Source organism: Belnapia sp. F-4-1 (assembly GCF_000802185.1).
Lineage (GTDB): Bacteria > Pseudomonadota > Alphaproteobacteria > Acetobacterales > Acetobacteraceae > Belnapia.
The window spans coordinates 2,580,136-2,603,282 of the sequence record NZ_KN676113.1; the positions used below are offsets into that span (position 1 = coordinate 2,580,136).

19 protein-coding genes are annotated in these 23,147 nt (G+C 69.1%); 18 read left to right on the forward strand and 1 reads right to left on the reverse strand.

Translation table 11 applies throughout. The annotated features are described in order from the left end of the window. Positions 1 to 243 precede the first annotated feature (243 nt). The 15 genes from LH62_RS12190 (at position 244) to LH62_RS12260 (ending at position 19,252) form a co-directional block, all read left to right on the forward strand. Positions 244 to 1,851, forward strand: a complete 1,608-nt coding sequence (locus tag LH62_RS12190; RefSeq protein ID WP_043361580.1) for an ABC transporter substrate-binding protein — start codon at positions 244 to 246, stop codon at positions 1,849 to 1,851. Between the two features lie 81 nt (positions 1,852 to 1,932). Further along, positions 1,933 to 3,510 carry an ABC transporter substrate-binding protein gene (locus LH62_RS12195; RefSeq protein WP_043361581.1) on the forward strand — a complete coding sequence of 526 codons (1,578 nt, stop codon included), beginning with the start codon at positions 1,933 to 1,935 and terminating at the stop codon, positions 3,508 to 3,510. Between the two features lie 2 nt (positions 3,511 to 3,512). Continuing rightward, positions 3,513 to 5,099 (forward strand): ABC transporter substrate-binding protein, encoded by a 1,587-nt coding sequence (locus LH62_RS12200; protein ID WP_043361582.1) that lies wholly within the window; start codon positions 3,513 to 3,515, stop codon positions 5,097 to 5,099. A 3-nt stretch (positions 5,100 to 5,102) separates the two neighbouring features. Continuing rightward, complete coding sequence (locus tag LH62_RS12205; protein WP_043361584.1) at positions 5,103 to 6,674, forward strand: ABC transporter substrate-binding protein; 1,572 nt, start codon at positions 5,103 to 5,105, stop codon at positions 6,672 to 6,674. Positions 6,675 to 6,737: 63 nt separating this feature from the next. Beyond that, the gene (locus tag LH62_RS12210) at positions 6,738 to 8,318 is read left to right on the forward strand and encodes an ABC transporter substrate-binding protein (RefSeq protein WP_043361586.1); all 1,581 of its coding nucleotides are present in this window, start codon (positions 6,738 to 6,740) and stop codon (positions 8,316 to 8,318) included. A 163-nt stretch (positions 8,319 to 8,481) separates the two neighbouring features. Continuing rightward, entirely contained in the window at positions 8,482 to 10,083 is a 1,602-nt protein-coding gene (locus LH62_RS12215; RefSeq protein WP_043361588.1) for an ABC transporter substrate-binding protein, read from the forward strand. A 77-nt stretch (positions 10,084 to 10,160) separates the two neighbouring features. Beyond that, positions 10,161 to 11,102, forward strand: a complete 942-nt coding sequence (locus tag LH62_RS12220) for an ABC transporter permease (RefSeq protein ID WP_043361590.1) — start codon at positions 10,161 to 10,163, stop codon at positions 11,100 to 11,102. Continuing rightward, positions 11,102 to 12,022, forward strand: a complete 921-nt coding sequence (locus LH62_RS12225; protein WP_043361592.1) for an ABC transporter permease — start codon at positions 11,102 to 11,104, stop codon at positions 12,020 to 12,022. The genes LH62_RS12220 and LH62_RS12225 overlap by 1 nt, the downstream gene beginning before the upstream one ends. Positions 12,023 to 12,025: 3 nt before the next feature. Beyond that, positions 12,026 to 13,024 (forward strand): ABC transporter ATP-binding protein, encoded by a 999-nt coding sequence (locus LH62_RS12230; RefSeq protein WP_043361594.1) that lies wholly within the window; start codon positions 12,026 to 12,028, stop codon positions 13,022 to 13,024. Then, on the forward strand, positions 13,021 to 14,061 hold the full coding sequence (locus LH62_RS12235) for an ABC transporter ATP-binding protein (protein WP_043361595.1): 1,041 nt from the start codon (positions 13,021 to 13,023) through the stop codon (positions 14,059 to 14,061). Before LH62_RS12230 ends, LH62_RS12235 begins: the two co-directional genes overlap by 4 nt. 2 nt (positions 14,062 to 14,063) lie before the next feature. Beyond that, a complete protein-coding gene (locus LH62_RS12240; RefSeq protein ID WP_043361597.1) occupies positions 14,064 to 14,372 on the forward strand; it encodes a hypothetical protein in 309 nt (102 codons plus the stop codon). Between the two features lie 111 nt (positions 14,373 to 14,483). Continuing rightward, positions 14,484 to 14,987 carry a (2Fe-2S)-binding protein gene (locus LH62_RS12245; RefSeq protein ID WP_043361599.1) on the forward strand — a complete coding sequence of 168 codons (504 nt, stop codon included), beginning with the start codon at positions 14,484 to 14,486 and terminating at the stop codon, positions 14,985 to 14,987. A gap of 93 nt (positions 14,988 to 15,080) precedes the next feature. Continuing rightward, on the forward strand, positions 15,081 to 17,468 hold the full coding sequence (locus LH62_RS12250) for a xanthine dehydrogenase family protein molybdopterin-binding subunit (RefSeq protein WP_043361601.1): 2,388 nt from the start codon (positions 15,081 to 15,083) through the stop codon (positions 17,466 to 17,468). A 15-nt stretch (positions 17,469 to 17,483) separates the two neighbouring features. Further along, positions 17,484 to 18,278: a xanthine dehydrogenase family protein subunit M gene (locus LH62_RS12255; protein WP_043361604.1), complete on the forward strand. Its 795-nt coding sequence runs from the start codon at positions 17,484 to 17,486 to the stop codon at positions 18,276 to 18,278. A 5-nt stretch (positions 18,279 to 18,283) separates the two neighbouring features. Further along, positions 18,284 to 19,252 carry a tripartite tricarboxylate transporter substrate binding protein gene (locus LH62_RS12260; protein ID WP_052214310.1) on the forward strand — a complete coding sequence of 323 codons (969 nt, stop codon included), beginning with the start codon at positions 18,284 to 18,286 and terminating at the stop codon, positions 19,250 to 19,252. Between the two features lie 22 nt (positions 19,253 to 19,274). Here LH62_RS12260 and LH62_RS12265 read toward each other — a convergent pair whose 3' ends face one another. Beyond that, positions 19,275 to 20,555, reverse strand: coding sequence for a family 1 glycosylhydrolase (locus tag LH62_RS12265; RefSeq protein WP_052214313.1), 1,281 nt, complete (start codon positions 20,553 to 20,555; stop codon positions 19,275 to 19,277). Positions 20,556 to 20,666: 111 nt separating this feature from the next. Here LH62_RS12265 and LH62_RS12270 point away from each other — a divergent pair, with 111 nt between their 5' ends. From LH62_RS12270 to LH62_RS12280, 3 genes are all read left to right on the forward strand, one after another. Further along, positions 20,667 to 21,068: an AtzH-like domain-containing protein gene (locus LH62_RS12270; protein WP_043361606.1), complete on the forward strand. Its 402-nt coding sequence runs from the start codon at positions 20,667 to 20,669 to the stop codon at positions 21,066 to 21,068. Continuing rightward, positions 21,065 to 22,324, forward strand: coding sequence for an FAD-binding oxidoreductase (locus LH62_RS12275; protein ID WP_043361608.1), 1,260 nt, complete (start codon positions 21,065 to 21,067; stop codon positions 22,322 to 22,324). Before LH62_RS12270 ends, LH62_RS12275 begins: the two co-directional genes overlap by 4 nt. Before the next feature lie 98 nt (positions 22,325 to 22,422). Next, entirely contained in the window at positions 22,423 to 23,136 is a 714-nt protein-coding gene (locus LH62_RS12280) for a cold-shock protein (RefSeq protein WP_052214316.1), read from the forward strand. Positions 23,137 to 23,147 lie beyond the last annotated feature (11 nt).

The following is a 23,147-nucleotide window of genomic DNA, read 5'->3' on the forward strand; positions in this document are numbered from 1 at the left end:
ACGCACCTCGTCTCCAGCCTGCTCGGCAACGCACTGCCCCATGGCGCAGCGGACCAGCCGGTGTACGGCTCGGCCTCTGCATCGCCCAGCAGATCGCCGAGCCGCAAGGCAGCATCGTTGAGGTCACTTCCACCCCGGCGGACACGCGCTTCACCCTGCGGATGCCGTTCCCCAATAGGGTGCTTCACGGGGACGGGAAAACCGCTACTGTCCCGGCCGTTTCGTTTCCGGGAGAAAGAGCCCATGCATCGTCGCAATCTGCTGGCCGGCGCCGCGCTGGCCGGCGCCGCGCTGGCCGGCGCCGCTATGCGCCTGCCGGTGCCCGCCCTGGCGCAGCCGGCGGGCAGCCGGGTGCTGCGCTTCATCCCCCAGTCCGACGTGGCGGTGGTCGACCCCATCGTCACCACCGCCTATGTCACGCGGCACCACGCCTTCCTGATCTATGACACGCTCTATGGCCTGGATGCCGATTTCAAGCCGCAGCCGCAGATGGCTGAGGGGCACAAGGTGGAGGATGGCGGGCGGCGGGTGACCATCACGCTGCGCCAGGGCCTTGCCTTCCATGACGGGGAGCCGGTGCGGGCGAGGGACTGCGTCGCCTCGATCAAGCGCTGGGCCCAACGCGACGCGCTCGGCCAGGCGTTGATGGCAGCGACCGACGAGCTGGTCGCTGATGACGACCGCAACCTCACCTTCCGCCTCAAGCGGCCCTTTGCCTTGCTCCTCGACGCGCTGGCCAAGCCCTCGACGCCGGTGCCCTTCATGATGCCGGAGCGTATCGCCTCGCAGGACGCCAACACGCCGATCAAGGAGAATATCGGCTCCGGGCCCTTCCGCTTCAAAGCCGACGAGCGGGTGCCAGGCAGCCTGCTGGTCTATGAGCGCAACCCGAATTACGTCCCGCGCGAGGCCGGCACGCCGGCCTGGACCTCGGGGCCGAAGCGCGTCAATTTCGACCGTGTCGAATGGCGCGTGGTCCCCGATGCCTCGACCGCCGCGGCCGCGCTCGGCAACAACGAGGCGGATTGGTGGGAGCAACCGACAGCCGACCTGCTGCCGTTGCTCCGCCGCAACCGCAACCTGGTCGTCGAGAATTACGACCCGACCGGGCTGATGGCGCTGCTGCGCTTCAACTCCCTGCACCCGCCCTTCAACAACCCTGCGATCCGCCGCGCCCTGCTCGGCGGCGTCGAGCAGTCCGACTACATGAGCGCCGTCATCGGCACCGACCCGTCCAACTGGCGGGACGGCGTCGGCTGCTTCCCGCCGGGGACGCCGATGGCCAGCACCGTCGGCCTCGACGCGCTGAAGGGTCCGCGCGACTACGACAAGGTGAAGCGCGACCTCGCCGCCGCCGGCTACAAGGGCGAGAAGATCGTGGTGATCGCCGCCTCCGACTTCCCCTCGCTCAACGCCCTTGCCCAGGTGGGGCGCGACATGCTGGTGAAGTCGGGGATGAATGTCGATTACGTCTCGACCGATTGGGGCAGCGTCGTGCAGCGCCGCGCCAGCCGCGAGCCGGCGGAGAAGGGGGGCTGGAGCGTCTTCTTCACCTTCTTCACCGGGCTCGACTTCTTCTCGCCGGCGACGCATCTCGGCCTGCGCGGCAACGGGACCAGTGCCTGGTTCGGTTGGCCCACCATGCCGAAGCTCGAAGAGCTGCGCACCGCCTGGCTCGATGCGCCGGACCTCGCCGCGCAGCAGAAGTTGGCCGCCGAGATCCAGGAGGAGGGGCTGCGCGAGGCGCCCTATCTGCCGCTCGGCCAGTATTTCCAGCCCTGGTCCTATCGCCGTGGGCTGACGGGCGTGCTCGGGGGGATGCCGCTGTTCTGGAACGCCCAGAAAGCCTGATCCCACCCGCTTGCGGATCGGCGGCGATCCGCGCTTCACTCCCCGGAACGGCCGGCTCGACCGGCTTCCGGGGAGACCACGATGAATCGACGCACCCTGCTGGGCGCTGCCGCGGCAGCGCCCCTTTCCCGCTTTGCGATCGCCCAGCCGGCCAACAGCCGGGTGCTGCGCTTCATCCCCCAGTCGGATATCGGCACCCTCGACCCGATCACCACGACCGCCTACGTCACCCGCAACCATGCCTTCCTGATCTGGGACACGCTCTACGGGCTGGATGCCGAGCTCAAGCCGCAGCCGCAGATGGTCGAGGGGCACCGGGTCGAGGATGACGGCAGGCGCTGGACGCTGACACTGCGCCCCGGCCTCAAATTCCACGATGGCGAGGCAGTGCGGGCGCGGGATTGCGTGGCCTCGATCAAGCGCTGGCAGCGGCGCGACCCGCTCGGGCAGGAGCTGGCCGCGCGGACCGATGAGCTGGTGGCGACGGATGACCGCACGATGGTCTTCCGGTTAAAGAAACCCTTCGCCCTGCTGCCGGACGCGCTCGGCAAGATCGGCTCGCCGACGCCCTTCATGATGCCGGAGCGGCTGGCCAATACTGACGCCTTCCGGCCCATCACCGAGTTCGTCGGCAGCGGGCCCTTTCGCTTCAAGGCAGATGAGCGTGTGCAGGGCAGCCGCTTCGTTTATGAGCGGTTCGAGGGCTACGTGCCGCGCGAGGGCACGCCTTCCTGGACCGCCGGTCCGAAGCGCGCCTTCTTCGACCGCGTCGAGTGGCGGGTGACGCCGGACAGTGCGACGGCGGCGGCCGCGCTGCAATCGGGGGAGGTCGATTGGTGGGAGAACCCGCCGAACGACCTGGTGCCGCCGCTCCGCCGCAACCGCGAGATCACGGTCGATCTGCCGGATCCGGCCGGGCAGCTGGCATTCGGCCGCTTCAACCACCTGCACCCGCCCTTCAACAACCCGAAGCTGCGCCGCGCCCTGCTCGGCGCGATCAACCAGGCGGATTTCATGACCGCGGCCTTCGGCAGCGAGCGGGGCGCCTGGCGGGACAAGGTGGGCTTCTTCCCGGAGGGCACGCCCTTCGCCAGCGATGCCGGCCTCGCCGCCCTGACCAGTCCGCGCGACCTGGAGAAGGTGAAGCGGGAGGTGGCCGAGAGCGGCTACAAGGGCGAGCCGGTGGTGCTGCTCGGCGCCACCGATTTCCCGATCATCAACGCGCTGTGCATGGTCGGCGCCGATCTCTTCAAGCAGGTCGGGCTGAACGTCGATTTCGTCGCGTCCGACTGGGGCACGGTCGTGCAGCGGCGCAACAGCCGCGAGCCGCCGTCGAGGGGCGGGTGGAGCATCTTCTTCACCTATTGGGGCGGCTTCGACACGATCAATCCGGGCGTCAACCAGCCGCTCCGCGGCAACGGCACCAATGGCTGGTTCGGCTGGGCGAGCTCCGAGCGGCTGGAGGCGAAGCGCGCGGAATGGTTCGACGCGCCAGACCTCGCCGTGCAGCAGCAGGCGGCGCGGGAGCAGCAGGCGATCGCCTTCGAGGAGGTGCCGACCCTGCCGCTCGGCCAGTGCTATCCGATGACGGCCTACCGGCGGAGCCTCGTCGATGTCCTGAAAGGTCCGCCGCTGTTCTGGAATGCGAGGAAGGCCTGACCATGCATCGCCGTAGCCTGTTGGCGGGTGCCGCCGCGCTGCCGGCCGCCGCCCTGCCCACCGCCGCACTGGCCCAGCCCGCCAATGCGCGGGTGCTGAAATTCGTCCCCCAGGCCAACCTCACCAGCCTCGACCCGATCTGGACCACGGCGAACGTCACCCGCAACCATGCCTGGCTCGTCTACGACGTGCTCTACGGCATGGATGCGCGCTTCCAGCCGCAGCCGCAGATGGCAGCGGGGCACACGGTGGAGGATGAGGGGCGCGTCTGGACCTTCACCCTCCGCGACGGCCTTCGCTTCCATGACGGCGAGCCGGTGCGCGCCACGGATTGCGTCGCTAGCCTCCGGCGCTGGATGAAGCGCAATCCCAATGGGCAGAAGATCGAGCCGCTGGTCGATGAGCTGGTCGCGCTCGACGACCGGCGGCTGCGCTTCCGGCTGAAGCGCGCCTTCCCGCGGCTGCTCGCCTCGCTCGCCAACCCGTCCAACCCGGCGGCCTTCATCATGCCGGAGCGGATCGCCCGGACCGATCCGTTCCAGCAGATCCGGGAGACAGTGGGGAGCGGGCCCTTCCGCTTCCTGCCGCGCGAGTACAATTCCGGCAGCTTCGTCGCCTATGAGCGCAACCCGGACTACCAGCCGGTTTCCTCCGGCGCGGTGAGCCTCACGGCGGGGCCCAAGGTCGCGCATTTCGACCGGATCGAGTGGCACATCATCACCGATGCGGCGACGGCGGCGGCGGCGTTGCAGGCCGGCGAGATCGACTGGTACGAGCAGCCGCCGCCCGAGATCCAGCAGCTCTTCCGCCGCAACCGGCAGATCGTGGTGGAGCCGATCGACATCCTGCCGAACCCGGCGATCCTCCGCTTCAACCACCTGCATCCGCCCTTCAACGACAGGAAGATCCGCCAGGCGCTGCTGCCGGCGGTGGACCAGACGGACTACATGACGGCGATCGTCGGGCCGGACCCGGCGGGCTTCTCCAGCATGGGCATCTTCACGCCCGGCACGCCGCTGGCCAATGACGCGGGGATGGGGGCGCTGCTCGGCCCGCGCAGCATCGACCGGTCGAAGGCGCTTCTAAAGGAGGCGGGCTATGCCAACCAGCCGATCCGCCTCATCGGCCCGACCGACATCCTGGCGCCGGCGGCCCTGACGCAGGTCGCGGTGGACATGTTCCGCAAGCTGGAGGTGAACCTCGACTTCGTGCTGACCGACTGGGGCAGCGTCATCCAGCGCCGTGCCAGCCGGGAGCCGGTGGAGAAGGGCGGGTGGAGCACCTTCCTCACCGCATTCTCGTCCTTCGAATTCGCCGACCCGGCGGGCAATTTCCCGCTGCGGGGCAATGGCGCGGCGGCCTGGTTCGGCTGGCCGACCATCCCGCGGCTGGAGGAGCTGCGGGATGCCTGGTTCGACGCGCCGGACATCGAGGCGCAGCAGAGGCTGGCACGGGAGATTCAGCTGACGGCGCTCGACGAGGTGCCCTACATTCCGGTCGGGGCCTATCTCTCGATGACCTCGCTCCGGCGCAACCTTTCGGGCCGTGTGCCGGGCTTTGCGCTGTTCTGGAACCTGAAGCGGAGCTAGCCGATGCATCGTCGCAGCCTGTTGCAAGGTGCCGCGCTGGCGGCGCTTCCCGCGCCGGTGCTGGCGCAAGGGACGGCGAAGGTGCTGCGGGTGATCCCGCAGGCCAACCTCACCAGCCTCGACCCGGTCTGGACCACGGCCGTCGTCACCCGCAACCATGGCTTCCTGGTCTACGACCAGTTGCTCGCGCAGGATGCCAAGGGCGAGATCCGGCCGCAGATGGTGGAGGGCTGGGTGACGGAGCCGGATGGGCTGACCGTCACCTTCACCCTGCGGACCGGCCTGAAATTCCACGATGGCGAGCGGGTGCTGGCGAAGGACTGCGTCGCCAGCATCAATCGCTGGGCGCGGCGCGACCCCTTCATGCAGGTGCTGCAGCCGAGCGTCGCTGCAGTGGAGGTGATGGACGACCGGCGCTTCCGCTTCCGCCTGCGGAAGCCGGTGCCGCTGCTGACCATGGCGCTCGGGCAGACGCAATTTCCCTGCTTCGTCATGCCGGAGCGGATCGCCGCGACCGACGCCTTCCAGCAGGTGCGGGAGGCGGTCGGCAGCGGGCCCTTCCGCTTCCTCCCCGACGAGTGGAACCCGGGCCAACGCGCTGTCTGGGCCAAGTTCGACGGCTACGAGGCCCGGCCGGAGCCGGTGGACGGGCTGGCCGGCGGGCGGGTGCCGCGGCTCGACCGGGTGGAGTGGACAGTCATCAGCGACCCGGCGACGGCGGCCTCCGCCATGACCACGGGCGAGCAGGACTATTGGGAATACCCGCTGCACGACCTGCTCCCGCTGCTGAAGCGGAACCGGCAGGTGGTGGTGGAACAGCGCCTGCTGGATGGCTTCTACGGCATCTGCCGCTTCAACTGCCTCCAGCCGCCTTTCGACAATCCTGCCATCCGCCGCGCGGTCGCCATGGCGGTGAATCAGCGCGACTATCTGAGCGCCGTTGCCGGCAACGAGCCGGGCGGGTGGGAGGCCTGCGAGGGCGTCTTCACCTGCGGCACGCCGCTCGCCAATGAGGTGGGCAGCGAGGTGCTGAAGACGCACAGCATCGAGCGCGCGAAGGCGGCGCTGGCCGAGGCGGGCTACAAGGGCGAGAAGGTGGTGCTGGTAGCGCCCGGCGACTATCCGCAGATCAACGCGCTCTCCCTCGTCACCGCCGACATCCTGCGGCGGCTCGGGATGAACCTCGAACTGGTCTCGACCGATTGGGGCACGCTGGTGCAGCGGCGGACAAGCAAGGAGCCGGTGGAGCGGGGCGGGTGGAGCATCATCCACACCACCTCCTCCGGGCAGTCGCTGACCTTGCCGGTCTATCACCTCTTCCTGCGCGCCAACGGGCCGCAGGCCTGGTTCGGCTGGCCCGAGGATGCCGAGATCGAGCGGCTGCGCCAGGCCTGGGTCGATGCGCCGGATCCGGCCGAGGGGCGGCGCGTGGCCGAGGCGCTGAACCGGCGGGCCATGGAGGTGATGGCCTATATCCCGCTCGGCTTCTACTGGCAGCCCTCGGCCTGGCGGCGGAACATCACCGGGGCCTTCAGGACCCCGGCGACGGTCTTCTGGAACATGTCCAAGGCGTAACCCCGTTGCGCGGGGGGCGGGGCTGAGGCAAGCACTGCCGGGCCGGACCGGGAGAAACGCCGCATGCATCGTCGCACCCTGCTGCAGGGCACGGGCCTCGCCCTGGCGGCGCCGCGCCTGGCGCTGGCCCAGGGCAATGCCCGGACCCTCCGCTTCGTGCCGCAGGGCAACCTAGCCAATATCGATCCGGTCTGGACCACGACGACCCTCGCCCGGAATCACGGGTTGATGGTCTATGACACGCTCTTCGGGCTGGGGCGCGATTTCCAGCCGAAGCCGCAGATGGCGGCGGGGCACGAGGTCTCGGCGGACGGGCTGACCCATGCCGTCACCCTGCGGGCCGACCTCCGCTTCCATGACGGGCAGCCGGTGCTGGCCCGGGACTGCATCGCCTCCATCGCCCGCTGGTCGAAGCGCGACGTGCTCGGCCAGCACCTCGCCCTGCTGCTCGAGGAGGTGCGGGTCAAGGCCGATGACCGCTTCGAGATCGTGCTGAAGAAGCCCTGGCCGGGGCTGGCCTGGGCGCTCGGCAAGCCCTCGGCCAATATCTGCGCCATCATGCCCGAGCGGATCGCGCAGACCAACCCCTTCACCCAGATCACGGAGTATGTGGGCAGCGGACCCTTCCGTTTCCGCCGCTCGCAATGGGTGCCGGGCAGCATGGCGGCCTATGAGCGCTTCTCCGGCTATGTGCCCCGGGATGAGCCGGCGGATTTCCTCGCCGGCGGCAAGGTGGTGCATTTCGACCGGGTCGAGTGGCATGTGATGCCGGACCCGGCGACCGCCGCCGCCGCCCTGCAGAACAATGAGGTGGATTGGTGGGAGACGCCGCTCGCCGACCTGCTGCCGGTGCTGCGCGGCAACCGCGACATCGCCATCGAAGTGGTGAACACCGCCGGTGCGCTGGCGATGATCCGCTTCAACCACCTCCATCCGCCCTTCGACAGGGCGGAGGTCCGGCGGGCGCTGCTGCCGGCGATCGAGCAGACGGCCTTCATGCAGGCGGCGCTCGGCGAGGACAGGGCGCTGTGGCAGGTGCCGGCGGGGGCCTTCACCCCGGGCACACCGCTGGCCAACAGCGTCGGGATGGAGGCGTTGGCCGGCCCACGCGACCTGGAGGCGGCGAAGCGGGCGCTGGCCGCGGCCGGCTACCGGGGCGAGCCGGTCGTCATCCTCTCGCCGACCGACTTCCCGACCATCAACGCCCTGTCCGAGGTGGCGGCGGATGCGCTGCGGCGGGTGGGAATGAAGGTCGATCTCCAAAGCATGGACTGGGGCACGCTGGTGCAGCGCCGGGCCAAGCGCGAGGCGCCGGCCCAAGGCGGCTGGAACATCTTCTGCACCACCTGGGAGGGGCTGGACGTTTCCGTCCCCGGCAGCCACCAGCCGATCCGCGGCAATGGCGCCCAGGGCTGGATCGGCTGGTCCACCAGCCCGCGGCGGGAGGCGCTGCGCGAGGCCTGGTTCGATGCGCCGGACCAAGCGGCGGAACGGAAGATCGCCGAAGAATTGCAGGCGCTGGTGTGGGAGGAGGCGCCCTTCATCCCGCTCGGCCTGCTGCGGCCGCCCCAGGCCTTCCGCCGGAGCCTGACCAACATCGTCACCGGCGGGCCGCCGCTGTTCTGGAACGTTCGCCGGGGCTAGTGGCACGGGCCGTGCAAGTGAGCAGGCTGCGGTTCTGGCCGGACCGCAGCCAAGGCCCTTGTCGCTGCGTAAGTACGCTGGCGCAATGCCCAAGGCTGAGGCAGGCTGATGGATAACCGGGCGGGAACGGACCGCACGGCTGGGAGCTGAGGGACGACAAAGGATGGATCGCAGGAGTTTCCTGAAGGGGACGGCCGCTGCCGGCCTGGTGGGCGCCTCTGCCGGCTTGGCCGGCCCGGCCCTGTCGCAAGGGGCCGCGGCGCGCACGCTGCGCTTCGTGCCACAGGCGAACCTCGCCAATTTCGACCCGATCTGGGGCACCCAGTATGTGGTCCGCAACGCCGCGGCCATGGTCTGGGACACGCTCTACGGCTTCGACGAGACACTGACGCCGAAGCGGCAGATGGTGGAGGCCGAGCAGGTCTCGGCCGACGGGCTGACCTGGGAGTTCCGCCTGCGCCCCGGCCTCAAATTCCATGACGGCACGGCGGTCCTGGCGAAGGACGTGGTGGCGAGCCTCACCCGCTGGTCGGCCCGCGACCCGATGGGGCTGATGGTCAAGGCCCTGCAGAACGAGCTGGTCGCCGTCGACGACCGGAACTTCCGCTGGGTGCTGAAGAAGCCCTATCCCAAGCTGCTGATGGCGCTCGGCAAGAACAGCACGCCGATGTGCTTCATGATGCCGGAACGGCTGGCGAAGACCGACCCCTTCCAGCAGGTCAGCGAGTTCATCGGCAGCGGCCCGATGCGCTTCAAGCGCGACGAGTGGAATCCCGGTGCGCGGGCCGTCTTCGAAAGATTTGCCGACTACGTGCCGCGGGAGGAGTCGAGCTCCTGGCTCGCCGGCGGCAAGCGGATGGGCGTCGACCGGATCGAGTGGCTCGTGATGCCGGACCCGGCGACGGCCGCCGCCGCCCTGCAGAACGGCGAGGTCGATTGGTGGGAAAATCCGATCACCGACCTGGTGCCGCAGCTTCGCCGCAACCGCAACATCCGCGTCGACATCGCCGACCCGCTCGGCAATATCGGCACCTTCCGCATGAACCACACGACGACGCCCTTCAACAACGTGAAGGCGCGGCGCGCGGTGTTGGCGGCGCTGAGCCAGGAAGACTACATGCGGGCGCTGGTCGGCGACGACGACAAGCTGTGGAAGCCGTTGCCCGGCTACTTCACCCCCGGCACGCCGCTCTACAGCGAGGAGGGCGGGGAGATCCTCAAGGGGCCGCGCAACCTCGACGCGGCGAAGCGGCTGCTGGCCGAGAGCGGCTACAACGGCACGCCTGTCACCTGCGTCGTTGCGCAGGACCAGCCGATCACCAAGGCGCAGGGCGACGTCACCGCCGACCTGCTGAAGCGCATCGGCTTCAACGTCGATTTCGTGGCGACCGACTGGGGCACCACGGGCCAGCGCCGCGCCATGAAGAACCCGGTGGGGCAGGGCGGCTGGAGCATGTTCCACAGCTGGCATGCTGGCGCGGACTGCATCAACCCGGCCGTCTACAATGCCATCCGCGCCAGCGGCGACGGCGCCTGGTTCGGCTGGCCGAACATTCCCGCCGTCGAGACCGAGGTGGCGAACTGGTTCGAAGCGCCTGACCTCGCGGCGGAGAAGGCCGTCATCAACCGGCTGAACAAGGCGGCGCTCGACAACGTCGTTTACGCGCCGACCGGCTTCTTCCTCGGCTATCAGGCCTGGCGGGCGAATGTCTCGGGCATCGCGAAGGGGCCGCTGCCCTTCTTCTGGGGTGTCTCGAAGACTTGACTGTGATGGATAAGATCGGAAGCTTCGCGCAGCCGCAAACCGGTTGCGCGGAACTCTCCCAAGCGTAAGGAGGCGCCATGTTCGCCTATGCAGTCCGGCGCGTCCTGGCCACCATTCCGGTGATGGCCATCGTTGCGCTCTTCGTCTTCAGCCTGCTCTACATCGCGCCCGGCGACCCGGCTGCCGTCATCGCCGGCGACCAGGCGACGCCGCAGGATGTGGAGCGCATCCGCGCCTCGCTCGGCCTCGACCGGCCCTTCCTGATCCGCTTCGGGGAGTGGGTGTGGAACATCCTCAACGGTGACATGGGCGTCTCGATCTTCACCAACCTGCCGGTGACGACGATGATCCAGCAGCGCATCGAGCCCACGGTCTCGCTGATGGTCCTTACCCTCTGCCTCGCCGTCTCCATCGCGGTGCCGATGGGCGTCATCGCCGCCTGGAAGCAGGGCAGCTGGATCGACCGCGCGGTGATGGGCTTCGCCGTGCTCGGCTTCTCGGTGCCGGTCTTCGTCGTCGGCTACGTGCTCGCCTATATCTTCGCGCTTGAGCTCGACTGGCTGCCGGTGCAGGGCTACACCGCCTTCCGCGAGGGCTTCTTCCCCTGGCTGGAGAACCTGATCCTGCCGTCCATCGCGCTGGGCGGGGTCTATATCGCGCTGATCGCCCGCATCACCCGGGCGACCATGCTCGAGGTGTTGCAGCAGGACTACATCCGCACGGCGCGGGCCAAGGGCGCCGGGCAGCGCAACATCCTCTTCCTGCACGCACTGAAGAACGCCGCGGTGCCGATCGTCACCGTCATCGGCATCGGCATCGCCCTGCTGATCGGCGGCGCGGTGGTGACGGAGAGCGTCTTCGCCATCCCGGGCCTCGGCCGGCTGACGGTGGATGCCATCCTGCGCCGCGACTATCCGGTGATTCAGGGCGTCGTGCTGCTGTTCAGCTTCGTCTACGTGCTGGTCAACCTGCTGATCGACCTGGCCTATACCCTCTTCGATCCGAGGATCCGTTACTGATGTCCTCCGCCGTCCTCTCCTCCGCCCCGCCGCAGGAGGTCGCCGCGGCTCCGCCGATGGGCGACGTCCTGCCGCCGGTGAAGCCGAAGCGGGGCCTCATCGGCTTCATCCGTCGCAACCCGACCATGGCGATCGGCGCCTTCCTGCTGCTGCTGATGGTCAGCATCGCCGTCTTCGCGCCGTTGCTCTGGACGGTCGACCCGACCGCCCTGGCGCCGGCGCGGCGCACGCGCGAGCCCTCGGCCATGTACTGGTTCGGCACCGACATGCTGGGGCGCGACGTCTACTCCCGCGTGCTCTACGGCGCCCGGATCTCGCTGATCGTCGGCTTCTCGGTCGCCTTCTTCGCCTCGGTGATCGGCCTCACGATCGGCCTCGTCTCCGGCTATGTGCGCTGGGCGGACAGCATCATCATGCGGATCATGGACGGGATGATGTCGATCCCCTCCATCCTGCTCGCCATCGCGCTGATGGCCCTGACGCGCGGCAGCGTGCAGAACGTCATCCTCGCCATCACCATCGCCGAGATCCCGCGCGTCTCCCGCCTGGTGCGCGGCGTGGTGCTCTCGCTCCGCGAGCAGCCCTATGTGGATGCCGCCGTCGCCGCCGGCAGCCGGACGCCGCGCATCATCCTGCGCCACATCCTGCCCAATACGCTCGCGCCAATCACCGTGCAGGCGACCTATGTCTGCGGCGCGGCGATGATCACGGAGGCGATCCTCTCCTTCATCGGCGCGGGCACGCCACCGATCATCCCCTCCTGGGGCAACATCATGGCCGAGGGCCGCGCCCTCTGGCAGGTGAAGCCCTATATCGTCTTCTTCCCCGCGGTGTTCCTGTCGATCACGGTGCTCGCGATCAACCTGCTCGGCGACGGCTTGCGCGATGCGCTCGATCCGCGCATGGCAAAGAGGGTCTAGGCCATGGCCGAGCCGCTTCTCGTCGTCGAGAACCTGCAGACACATTTCCGCACGCCGGATGGCATCAACCGCGCGGTGGACGGCGTCAGCTTCCACGTCAATGCGGGGGAGACGGTGGCGATCGTCGGCGAATCGGGATGCGGCAAGTCCGTCACCTCGATGTCGATCCTCCGCCTCATCCCGGAGCCGCCAGGCAAGATCGCCGGCTCCATCCGCTTCCAGGGGCGGGACCTGCTGAAGCTCTCCGACCGCGAGATGCGCGACATCCGCGGCAACGAGATCAGCATGATCTTCCAGGAGCCGATGACCTCGCTGAACCCGGTGCTGAATATCGGCCGGCAGATCGGCGAGACGCTGCGCCTGCATCAGGGGCTTTCGGCGCGCGATGCCGAGGCCAAGGCCGTCGAGATGCTGAAGCTGGTCGGCATCCCGGAGCCGGGGCGGCGCGTGCGCGAGTATCCGCACCAGCTCTCGGGCGGCATGCGGCAGCGGGTGATGATCGCCATCGCGCTGGCCTGCAACCCGAAGCTGCTGATCGCCGACGAGCCGACCACGGCGCTCGACGTGACGATCCAGGCGCAGATCCTCGAGCTGATGCGCGGGCTGAAGCACAGCGTCGGTGCCGCCATCGTGCTCATCACCCATGACCTCGGCGTGGTGGCCGAGGTCGCTGAGCGGGTGGTGGTGATGTATGCCGGCAAGAAGGTGGAGGAGGCGCCGGTCGTCGAGCTCTTCAACTCGCCACGCCATCCCTATACGCAGGGGTTGCTCGGCTCCATGCCGAAGCTCGGCTCCTCGCTGACGGGGACGGAGACGCGGCTGGCCGAGATTCCCGGCCTGGTGCCGAGCCTCAAGCAGAAGATTCCCGGCTGCGTCTTCGCCTCGCGCTGCCCGCATGCGACCGATCTCTGCGTCAAGGTCGCGCCGGCGCTGGAGGAGAAGGCGCCGCGCCACGTCGCCGCCTGCCACTACGCACTCAAGGAAGGGGCGATCGCCGCATGAGCTCCCCGCTGCTCGATGTTCAGGACCTGAAGAAGCATTTCCCGATCAAGGGCGGCTTCTTGGGCGGCGTCACCGGCCATGTCTATGCGGTGGACGGCGTCTCCTTCCATATCAACAAGGGCGAGACGCTCTCCCTCGTCGGCGAGAGCGGCTGCGGCAAGTCGACCGTCGGCAAGGCGATCCTCAAGCTCTTCGGCATCACTGCCGGGCAGGTGGTGCTGGACGGCACGCGCATCGACGACATGTCGTCGAGCGCGCTGCGGCCGCTGCGGCGGCGCATGCAGGTGGTCTTCCAGGACCCCTTCTCCTCGCTCAACCCGCGCATGAAGGTGCGCGACATCCTGGCCGAGCCGATCCATAATTTCGGCTTGGCGCGGAGCGGTGCCGAGCTGGAGGAGAAGGTCGGCAAGCTGATGGACACGGTGCGGCTGCCGCGCGACGCGGTGAACCGCTGGCCGCACGAGTTCAGCGGCGGGCAGCGGCAGCGCATCGGCATCGCGCGCGCCTTGGCGGCCGAGCCGGACCTCATCATCTGCGACGAGGCGGTCTCGGCGCTAGACGTCTCGGTGAAGGCGCAGATCGTCAACCTGCTGCAGGAGCTGCAGGAGCGGCTTGGCCTCGCCCTGCTCTTCATCAGCCACGACCTGGCGATCGTTGAGCACATGACGCACCGGGTGGCGGTGATGTATCTCGGCAAGATCGCCGAGGTGGCGCCGAAGCGCAGCCTCTTCGCTGCACCGAAGCACCCCTATACGGAGGCGCTGCTTTCCGCCGTGCCGGTCCCGATGCCGGGCAAGGCGCGCGAGCGGATCATCCTCAAGGGTGACGTGCCGAGCCCGATCAACCCGCCCAAGGGCTGCCGCTTCCACACCCGCTGCCCCTATGCCTTCGACCGCTGCCGGGTCGAGGAGCCGCCGCTGCGCCCGGTGCCGACCGCGCTGGAGGCGGGGCACCTTGCGGCCTGCCACCTGCACGACCTCTCGGCGGACCGGAACCCGCTGGCGGTGGCCAAGGGGCAGGCGCTGCTCGCGGTCTGACCATGGCGGAGCCGGTCTTGCTGGAGGTGCGGGAGCGGCGGAGCCGCTTCGGCCGGGTGGTGAGATGGTGCTTCTGGGGCTTCCAGCTGCTGATGCTGGTTGGCAGCCTCGGCACCTGCGCGGCCGTCACGCCCTACTTGGCCGGGCCGGACCCCGAGGTGGCGATGGGGGCCGGGCTGTTCGGGGCGATGGCCATCGGCACGCTTTGGGTGCTCTGGCCGGTCGGCACTCTGTTGCTCGGGGGGCTGTTGCTGGCCACGCGGGGGCGGAAACGCCTGATTCCGGCACCCGAAACAGCAGGACGTGGCTGATCGCCCGCTCTGGTCCTTGACGGAAGCCGGGTGCGAGGCGACCTTTCCACCCACGGATGCCCCTCGTTGCGCAGGGGCGTCGGATTTCCAATGGATCGGGGGAGGCGCGGCATGCCGCAAGTAACGCTGACCGTGAACGGCAAGACCAGCACGGTCGATGTCGAGGGCCGCACGCTCCTGGTGGAGCTGCTGCGGGAGAAACTGCGCCTGACCGGCACGCATGTCGGCTGCGACACCAGCCAGTGCGGCGCCTGCGTTGTCCATGTGGATGGCGAGAGCGTGAAGGCCTGCACCATCCTGGCCCTTCAGGCCAATGGCAGCCAGGTGACGACCATCGAGGGGCTCGCCAAGCCGGATGGCACGCTGCACCCGATGCAGGAGGCCTTCCGCGAGTACCACGCGCTGCAATGCGGCTTCTGCACGCCGGGCATGGTGATGTCGGCCATCGACCTGGTGGAGAAGCATCCCGACGGGATGTCCGAGAAGGAGATCCGCGAGGGGCTCGAGGGCAACCTCTGCCGCTGCACGGGCTACCACAACATCGTCAAGGCGATCGCCGCAGCGCAGGAAGTGATGCACGGCCGGGCCCAGGCCCTGGCGCCGGCGGCCGAATAGCGGTCGCCCCCGGGCGCGCGGCACCACCCGCGCGCCCCATAAAAGGATCCCGCCGCAAAGGTGGGGCGAGCAGCACCCAGGGAGGCGTTGCAGATGAATGTCGTGACCCCGTTCGAAGGCATCGGCGCCAGCGTCAAGCGCAAGGAGGACCTGCGCTTCCTTTCCGGCCGCGGCCAGTACACCGATGACATCAACCGGCCCGGCCAGACCTATGCGGCCATCCTGCGCAGCCCGCATGCTCATGCGCGCATCGCCTCCATCGACACCGTGGCCGCCGCGGCGATGCCGGGGGTGGTGGCGGTCTTCACCGGGGCGGACATGCCCGACCTTGGGGGCATCCCCTGCGGCTGGCAGATCCACAACAAGGACGGCTCGCCGATGGCGGAGCCGATGCACCCCGTGCTGGCGGTCGGCAAGGTGCGCTTCGTCGGCGATGCCGTCGCGGCGGTGATCGCCGAGACGCGGGCGCAGGCCAAGGACGCCGCCGAGGCCATCGCAGTCGAGTACGAGGTATTGCCCGCCGTCGCCACCCTGGAAGCGGCGCTCGCCCCGGGCGCCGCGCAGGTGCACGACGATGTCGCCGGCAATGTCTGCTACGACTGGCATATCGGCGACAAGGCGATCAACGAGGCGGGTTTCGCCAAGGCGGCGAAGGTCGTCGAGTTCGAGCTGGTGAACAACCGGCTGGTGCCGAATGCGATGGAGCCGCGCGCCGCCATCGGCGACTACGACCCGACGACCGAGGACTACACCCTCTACACCACCAGCCAGAACCCGCATGTAATTCGGCTGCTGATGGGCGCCTTCGTCCTCCATTTGCCGGAGCACAAGCTGCGCGTGGTGGCGCCCGATGTGGGGGGCGGCTTCGGTTCCAAGATCTTCCACTATGCCGAGGAGGCGATCGTCACCTGGGCCGCGGGACGCGTGAAGCGCCCGGTGAAGTGGACGGCCGAGCGCACCGAGAGCTTCATCACCGACGCGCATGGCCGCGACCACGTGACCAAGGCGCGGCTGGCGCTCGATGCCAACGGCAAATTCCTGGCGCTGCACGTGCAGACCCTGGCGAATATGGGCGCCTACCTGTCCACATTCGCAACAAGCGTGCCGACCTATCTCTACGCCACGTTGCTGGCCGGGGTGTATGCGACGCCATCGGTCTATGCCGAAGTGAAGGCAGTCTTCACCAACACCGTGCCCGTCGATGCCTATCGCGGTGCCGGGCGGCCGGAGGCGACCTTCCTGCTCGAGCGCCTGGTCGACGTGGCGGCGGCCGAGACGGGCATGGACCGGGTCGAGATCCGCCGGCGCAATTTCATCCCCGCCGATGCCTTCCCCTATCAGACCCCGGTGGCCCTGCAATACGACAGCGGCGACTACCAGGCCACGCTGAACCAGGCGCTGGAGGCGGCCGGCTGGGCCGGCTTCGAGGCCAGGCGGGCAGAGGCCAAGGCGCGCGGCAGGCTGCGCGGCATCGGCATCTCCACCTATGTCGAGGCCTGCGGCATCGCGCCCTCGGCCGTGGTGGGCTCGCTCGGCGCGCGGGCCGGCCTCTACGAGGTCGGCACCATCCGGGTGCATCCGACGGGCAGCGTCACCGTGCTGACGGGCACTCACAGCCACGGCCAGGGCCATGAGACGACCTTCGCCCAGCTCGTCACCGACCGCCTCGGCGTGCCGCTGGCGCAGGTCGATGTGGTGCATGGCGACACCGCCAAGATTCCCTTCGGCATGGGCACCTATGGCAGCCGCAGCCTCGCGGTCGGCGGCTCGGCCATGGTGAAGGCGATGGACAAGATCGTCGCCAAGGCCAAGCGGATCGCGGCCCATCTGATGGAGGCCTCGGTCGAGGACGTGGAGTTCGACCGCGGCACCTTCCGGGTGGCGGGGACGGACAAGACCAAGTCCTGGGCCGAAATCGCGCTGACCGCCTATGTGCCACACAACTACCCGATCGAGGAGCTGGAGCCCGGCCTCGACGAGACCGCCTTCTACGACCCGAAGAACTTCACCTATCCCGGCGGCTGCCATATCTGCGAGGTGGAGATCGAGCCGGAGACGGGCATCACCACCGTGGTCAACTTCACCGCCGTCGACGATGTGGGGCGCGTCATCAACCCAATGATCGTCGAGGGCCAGGTGCAGGGCGGGGTCTGCCAGGGCATCGGCCAGGCGCTGCTCGAATCCTGCGTCTATGACAGCGAAGGGCAGCTCGTCTCGGCGAGCTTCATGGACTACCAGATGCCGCGGGCGAACGACCTGCCGATGGTGAGCGTCGCAACGCACACCACGCTGTGCACCCATAACCCCCTCGGGGTGAAGGGCTGCGGCGAGGTGGGGGCGATCGGCTCGCCGCCGGCGGTGATCAATGCCGTCGTCGATGCGTTGAAGGAATACGGCGTCCGGCATATCGAGATGCCGGCGACGGCCGCGAAGATCTGGGGCATCATCAACGCAAGCCGGCCGGCCATGGCCGCGGAATGATCAGGGGATCGAGCGATGTATGACTTCGAGTACCACAAGCCCGGCTCGCTGGCGGATGCGGTGAAGCTGCTCTCGGCCGACCCGGATGCGCGGCCGATCTCGGGCGGCCAGACCCTGCTGCCGGCGCTGAAGCACCGGTTGAACAAGCCGACCTCCGTTGTCGACCTTTCCGGCATCGCGGAGCTGAAGGGCATCAAGCGCGAGGGCGACAAGCTCGTCATCGGCGCGCTCGCCAAGCATTTCGAGGTGGCGACCAGCCCCGAGGTGAAGGCGGCGATCCCGGCCCTCGCCCAGATGGCCTCCACCATCGGCGACACCCAGGTGCGCAACCGCGGCACCATCGGCGGCAGCGTCGCCAACAACGACCCGGCGGCGGACTATCCTTCGGCGGTGCTCGGGCTGAACGCCACGGTCGTCACCGACAAGCGGCGCATCGCGGCGGATGACTTCTTCCAAGGCATGTTCACCACGGCGCTGGAGCCGGGTGAGCTGCTGGTGGCGATCGAGTTCCCGATCCCTGAGAAGGCCGGCTATGCCAAGATGCGCAACCCGGCCAGCCGCTACGTGATGGCCGGCGCCTTCGTCGCCAAGACCGGCGGCGCGGTGCGCGTCGCCATCAACGGCGCCGGCCCGGGCGTCTTCCGCCAGGCGGATATGGAGAAGGCGCTGACGGCCAATTGGTCGCCGGACGCCGTGGCCGGGGTGAAGCAGCCGGCCGATGGGCTGAACGGCGACATCCACGGCAGCGCCGAGTACCGCGCCCACCTTGTGACGGTCATGGCCAAGCGCGCCATCGACGCGGCGGGCTGACGCCGGTGAGCGCCACCCGCCGCGGCCTCGTCCTCGGTGGGTTGGCGCTCGCCAGCCCGGCGCTCGCGCAAGGGGAATGGCCGCAGCGGCCTATCCGCATGGTCATTCCCTATCCGCCGGGTGGCGCGAGCGACATCATCGCCCGGCTCATGGCGCCGCATCTCACCGCCTCGCTGGGCCAGACCCTGGTGGTGGAGAACCGGCCGGGCGCCAACGGCTTCATCGCCGCGGAACTTGTCGCCCGCAGCCCGCCGGATGGCTACACCTTGCTGATGGGCAATGCCGGGCCGAACGGCATGGGCCCCGCCCTCTACGGCAGCCGCACCCCCTTCGACCCGATCGGCGACTTCGCGCCCGTCATGGCGGTCTCCGTCGTGCCGCAGATCATGGCGGTCAACCCGGCGGTGCCGGTGCGGAGCTTCCCGGAATTCCTGGCCTATGCGCGGGAGCGGGCGGGCGCGCTCAGCTACGGCTCGGCCGGCGTCGGCTCGGCAGGCCACATGGCGATGGAGCTGCTGAAGAGCCTGACCGGCATCGAGCTCACCCATCTGCCCTATCGCGGCAGCGCGCCCTCGACGGCCGACCTCATCGCCGGCGTCATCCCGGTGAATTTCGACACGGTGCCGGTGCTGCTGCCGCATGTGCAATCCGGACGGGTGCGAGGCATCGCCGTCACCTCCCTCCAGCGGGTGCCTGAAGCGTCCGATTTGCAGGCGATCGCCGAGACGGTGCCGGGCTTCGAGACGGTGAGCTGGGGCGGCGTTCTCGCCCCCGCCGGTACCCCGGCCCCGGTCATCGCCCGGCTGAACGCGGCGATGCGGGAGGCGATGGCGCGGCCGGATGTTGGCGGGGCGCTAGCCCGGCAGGGCATCCAGCCGCAGAGCGGGCCGCCCGAGGCCTTCGGCGACTATGTCGCGGCCGAGGTAAGGAAATGGACCCAGGTGGTTCAGCGCATGGGGCTGCGGCCGGACTGACCCGGCCGCGGCCCCATCCGGATCAGGCCGCCGTCACCGGCAGCCTGAGGCAATGGCCCTGCTGCGCCAGCACCGGCCGCCAGCCCTCGATCAGCCGCTGATAGGCACGCCCCACCGGGCGGATCTTGCGGTCCAGGTCGTAGAGGCCGCGCGGGTTCACGTCGCCGCGGCGCTCGCGCAGCGCATGGGTCCAGTCGATCTGGTCGGTCAGCGAGTACCAGGTGAATCCGAGGATGGGCACGCCGTCGCGGCGGAGGCGCATCAGGCCCGACCACTGCTTCCACAGCCACCGCTCGGCCTCGTCGCCGCGCGGGCCCTCGTCCATGTTGGTCTCGGTATGCATGATCGGCAGGCCGTAGCGGCTATGGTAGTCGCGCGTCACGGTGTCGTAGCCGAAGACCTCGCCAGCCCAGCGGCTGTGGCCGCTGGAGCCGATGATGTGCTCGTTGGTCGCGTACCAGTCATTGCCCATGATGCAGTGGCGCTTCAGCGCCGGGGCCGAGCGCTGGAAGAAGTGGTACTCCTCCCGCGTCATGCCGTTGTCCATCAGGTACTCGTACATCGAGGAGCAGACGCGGTGGCCGTAGTTGAGGTCGAGCGTCAGGAAGCGCTCGGCATTGCGGTGGTCGGCATGGACCAGCGAATCCGGGCATTCGGCATGGAACTGCTCGGTCGATTCGGACTGGATGAAGATCGCATCCGGCCGCACCCGCACGATCGCCTGCATCGCCATGACGTTGGCGCGGACGATGTTCTTGATGGCGGTGACATAGCTGCGGTCATCGGTCCGCTGCTCGTTCCACCAGCCATACTTCGCGGAGAAGACGGCGGTGATGAACATCTCGTTCACCGGGGTGTAGAGCTGCACCCAGGGAAAGCGGCGGGCGAAGGCCTCGGCATAGGCGGCGAAGAGCTCCGGGAAATCCGGGTTCTGGAAGTCGCCGATCCAGTCGGGCACACCGAAATGGCAGAGATCGACCACCGGCAGGATGCCGAGGCGGCGGACCTCGGCGAAGGACTCGTCGGCGAAGGCAAAGTCATGCAGCCCGGGGCCGCGGAGGGAGGTGTGGAGCTGCGGGCCGTAGCGCAGCACGCCGCAGCCGATCTCCTTCACCAGGGCGAGGTCCTCGCGCCAGCGGTCGTAATGGCCGCATTCGGCCATCTGGTCGCGACGGATACGGCCACCCTCGATGGTGGGGGCGCTGTTCTCGATGCCGGTGGCGAACAGGAAGCCCTGTTCGGCCAGGCTGTGGAGGCCGAGCGCGGCAGGAGAGGCGGGGCGGGCGGGCAGGGCGTCCAACATAGCGGGTCCCACGAAAGCGTGATCCCGACAGTATTCAGTATTCCGTGAGCCACTGCACATGAACTGCGTGTAATCTTTGCGTGGCAAGCGCGAGCGCTGCATCCTTGCCACATGCAGATCGACGACCCGGCGGTGATCGCCGAAGCCCGTGCCCTTTTCGACCGCTACGAGGCGGCCATCGCCGGCAACGACGCCGCCACGCTGGATGCCTGCTTCTGGGCCGACCCGCGCACGGTGCGCTTCGGCATCACGGAGATCCTCTACGGGATCGAGGCGATCCGCGCCTTCCGCGCCAGCGTCGCGCGCTATGCGCCGCGGGCGGTCCGCCGGGTCCATATCACCAGCTTCGGGCCGGACGTCGCCTGCACCCATCTGGAGTACGAGCGCACCGATAGCGGCCTGGTCGGGCGGGAGACGAAGATCATGGCCCGGCTGCCGGAGCAGGGCTGGCGGGTGGTTTCCGCCCATGTCTCGCTGCTGGCCGGGGGCGATCCCGGCCGGGTGCAGCGATGACCCGGAGCGCCGTCATCGGCGGCGGCATCCTCGGCGCCTGCACGGCGCTGGAGCTGCTGCGGGCCGGGCATCAGGTGACGATCATTGAGCCGGGCCCGCCGGGTGGGGAGCAATCGGCCAGCTACGGCAATGGCTGCTGGCTCAGCCCGATGTCGGTCATTCCTCCCGCCGTGCCGGGGCTGTGGCGGAAGGTGCCGGGCTTCCTCGCGGACCCGCTCGGGCCGCTGGCCATCCGCTGGGGGTATTTCCCAAGGGTGATGCCCTGGCTGCTCCGCTACCTTGCCTCCGGCTGGACCGAGGCGCGGGTGCTGCAGACGGCCCAGGCGCTGCGGGCACTGCTGCGGGGGTCGCCTGCGCTGCATGCGGCGCTGGCCGAGGCCGCGGGCGTCGGCCACCTCATCGAGCGGCGGGGGCTGATGTATATCTACCCCTCCCGCGCCGAATACGAGGCGGAGGCAATGGCCTGGCGCATCCGTCGCCAGGTCGGCGTCGAGTGGATCGAACTTTCCGCCGAGGAGCTGCGCCAGCGCGAGCCGGAGCTCGACCGACGCTACGGCTTCGCCGCGCTGGTGGAGGAGGGCGGGCATTGCCGCGATCCGGGCGCCTATGTCGCGGCGCTGGTGGCGCTCGCCGAGGCAGAGGGCGCGCAGCGCATCACGGCCCGCGCAACAGGCTTTCGCCTCGATGCAGGCCGCCTGCGCGCGGTACGGACCGACGCGGGTGAGGTCGCGGCCGACCGCGCCGTCATCGCCGCCGGCGCCCATTCGCGGCCGCTTGCCGCCGCCGTCGGGGATGCCGTGCCGCTCGAGACCGAGCGCGGCTATCACGCGATGATCGAGGGTGCCGAGACCGGGCCGCGCACGCCGCTGATGCCCTCCGACGGCAAGATGTCCGTCACCATGACGGCGCGCGGCCTGCGCTGCGCCGGCCAGGTGGAGATCGCCGGCATCGAGGCCGCGCCCAACTGGAAGCGCGCCGAGATCCTCCGCGACCACCTGCTGCGCAGCTTCCCCGCCCTGCCGCGCGACCTGCCGGCGGAGCGGGTGAAATTCTGGATGGGCCACCGCCCGAGCATGCCGGACGGGCTGCCCTGCCTTGGCCCCTCCCGCGCGACGGCGGATGTCGTCCATGCCTTCGGCCACGGGCATGTCGGCCTCGTCTCGGCGCCGCGCAGCGCCCGGCTGGTGGCGCAGATGCTGACGGGGCAACCGGCGGAGATCGATCTGGCGCCCTATGACCCGCGCCGATTCGGATGATTTCGTGCTCGCTTTGTCGCAGCGTCAATGTCATCCTTCCAAGTAGCGGTCCTGCATCCTCGTTGGGCCGTTCGACCTAGATACGGATCAATCAGCAAGTGCCTTCCGACAGCGACATTCAGGGCGGCGCCGGGCCCGTCGAAGCCCAGGTGAAATGGTACAACGCCCGCAAGGGGTTCGGCTTCGTGCTTGGCCCCGACGGACAGGACGTGTTCTTCCATGCCTCCGCCCTGACCGAGGCCGGGATCGAGCCACCTGAAACCGGCGATACGCTGGTCTGCGAGATCGGCACGGATCGACAGGGTCGACGGCTCGTCACGCGCATTACCGAGCGTCGGCTCGGCGAGGGCGGCGGGGCGGCAGCGTCTGGCGCGGCGCGGCGCCCCTTCCGGGAAGGCGGCTTCGGCGACCGTCCCCCGCGGCGTGACTTCGGCGGCGGCGGCTTCGGCGACCGTCCCCCACGGCGCGATTTCGGCGGTGGCGGCTTCGGCGACCGTCCCCCGCGGCGCGACTTCGGTGCAGGCGGCGGCTTCGGCGCCCCACGCGCGGCCTTCGGCGACCGTCCCCCGCGGCGCGATTTCGGCGACCGCGATGCGGGCGGGCCGACCTATGCGGTGAACGGCACCGTCAAGTGGTTCGACCAGGTGCGCGGCTTCGGCTTCGTCACCCCGGATGATGGCGGGCAGGATGTGTTCCTGCATTCCTCCGTGCTGCAGCGCGCCGGCAAGGCCGATGTGCAGCAGGGCGAGAAGGTCGCGCTCGATGTGCGCGACGGCCAGCGCGGGCGGCAGGCGGTCAGCCTGAAGGAGTAAGGTTCTCGCGC

Bases quoted from the DNA above. Each gene is read 5' to 3' on its own strand.
- LH62_RS12220 (WP_043361590.1), top strand. From the start codon at position 10,161: ATGTTCGCCTATGCAGTCCGGCGCGTCCTGGCCACCATTCCGGTGATG.
- LH62_RS12275 (WP_043361608.1), top strand. From the start codon at position 21,065: ATGACCCGGAGCGCCGTCATCGGCGGCGGCATCCTCGGCGCCTGCACG.
- LH62_RS12240 (WP_043361597.1), top strand. From the start codon at position 14,064: ATGGCGGAGCCGGTCTTGCTGGAGGTGCGGGAGCGGCGGAGCCGCTTC.
- LH62_RS12235 (WP_043361595.1), top strand. From the start codon at position 13,021: ATGAGCTCCCCGCTGCTCGATGTTCAGGACCTGAAGAAGCATTTCCCG.
- LH62_RS12245 (WP_043361599.1), top strand. From the start codon at position 14,484: ATGCCGCAAGTAACGCTGACCGTGAACGGCAAGACCAGCACGGTCGAT.
- LH62_RS12215 (WP_043361588.1), top strand. From the start codon at position 8,482: ATGGATCGCAGGAGTTTCCTGAAGGGGACGGCCGCTGCCGGCCTGGTG.
- LH62_RS12270 (WP_043361606.1), top strand. From the start codon at position 20,667: ATGCAGATCGACGACCCGGCGGTGATCGCCGAAGCCCGTGCCCTTTTC.
- LH62_RS12230 (WP_043361594.1), top strand. From the start codon at position 12,026: ATGGCCGAGCCGCTTCTCGTCGTCGAGAACCTGCAGACACATTTCCGC.
- LH62_RS12255 (WP_043361604.1), top strand. From the start codon at position 17,484: ATGTATGACTTCGAGTACCACAAGCCCGGCTCGCTGGCGGATGCGGTG.
- LH62_RS12190 (WP_043361580.1), top strand. From the start codon at position 244: ATGCATCGTCGCAATCTGCTGGCCGGCGCCGCGCTGGCCGGCGCCGCG.
- LH62_RS12195 (WP_043361581.1), top strand. From the start codon at position 1,933: ATGAATCGACGCACCCTGCTGGGCGCTGCCGCGGCAGCGCCCCTTTCC.
- LH62_RS12225 (WP_043361592.1), top strand. From the start codon at position 11,102: ATGTCCTCCGCCGTCCTCTCCTCCGCCCCGCCGCAGGAGGTCGCCGCG.
- LH62_RS12205 (WP_043361584.1), top strand. From the start codon at position 5,103: ATGCATCGTCGCAGCCTGTTGCAAGGTGCCGCGCTGGCGGCGCTTCCC.
- LH62_RS12210 (WP_043361586.1), top strand. From the start codon at position 6,738: ATGCATCGTCGCACCCTGCTGCAGGGCACGGGCCTCGCCCTGGCGGCG.
- LH62_RS12250 (WP_043361601.1), top strand. From the start codon at position 15,081: ATGAATGTCGTGACCCCGTTCGAAGGCATCGGCGCCAGCGTCAAGCGC.
- LH62_RS12200 (WP_043361582.1), top strand. From the start codon at position 3,513: ATGCATCGCCGTAGCCTGTTGGCGGGTGCCGCCGCGCTGCCGGCCGCC.
- LH62_RS12265 (WP_052214313.1), bottom strand. From the start codon at position 20,555: ATGTTGGACGCCCTGCCCGCCCGCCCCGCCTCTCCTGCCGCGCTCGGC.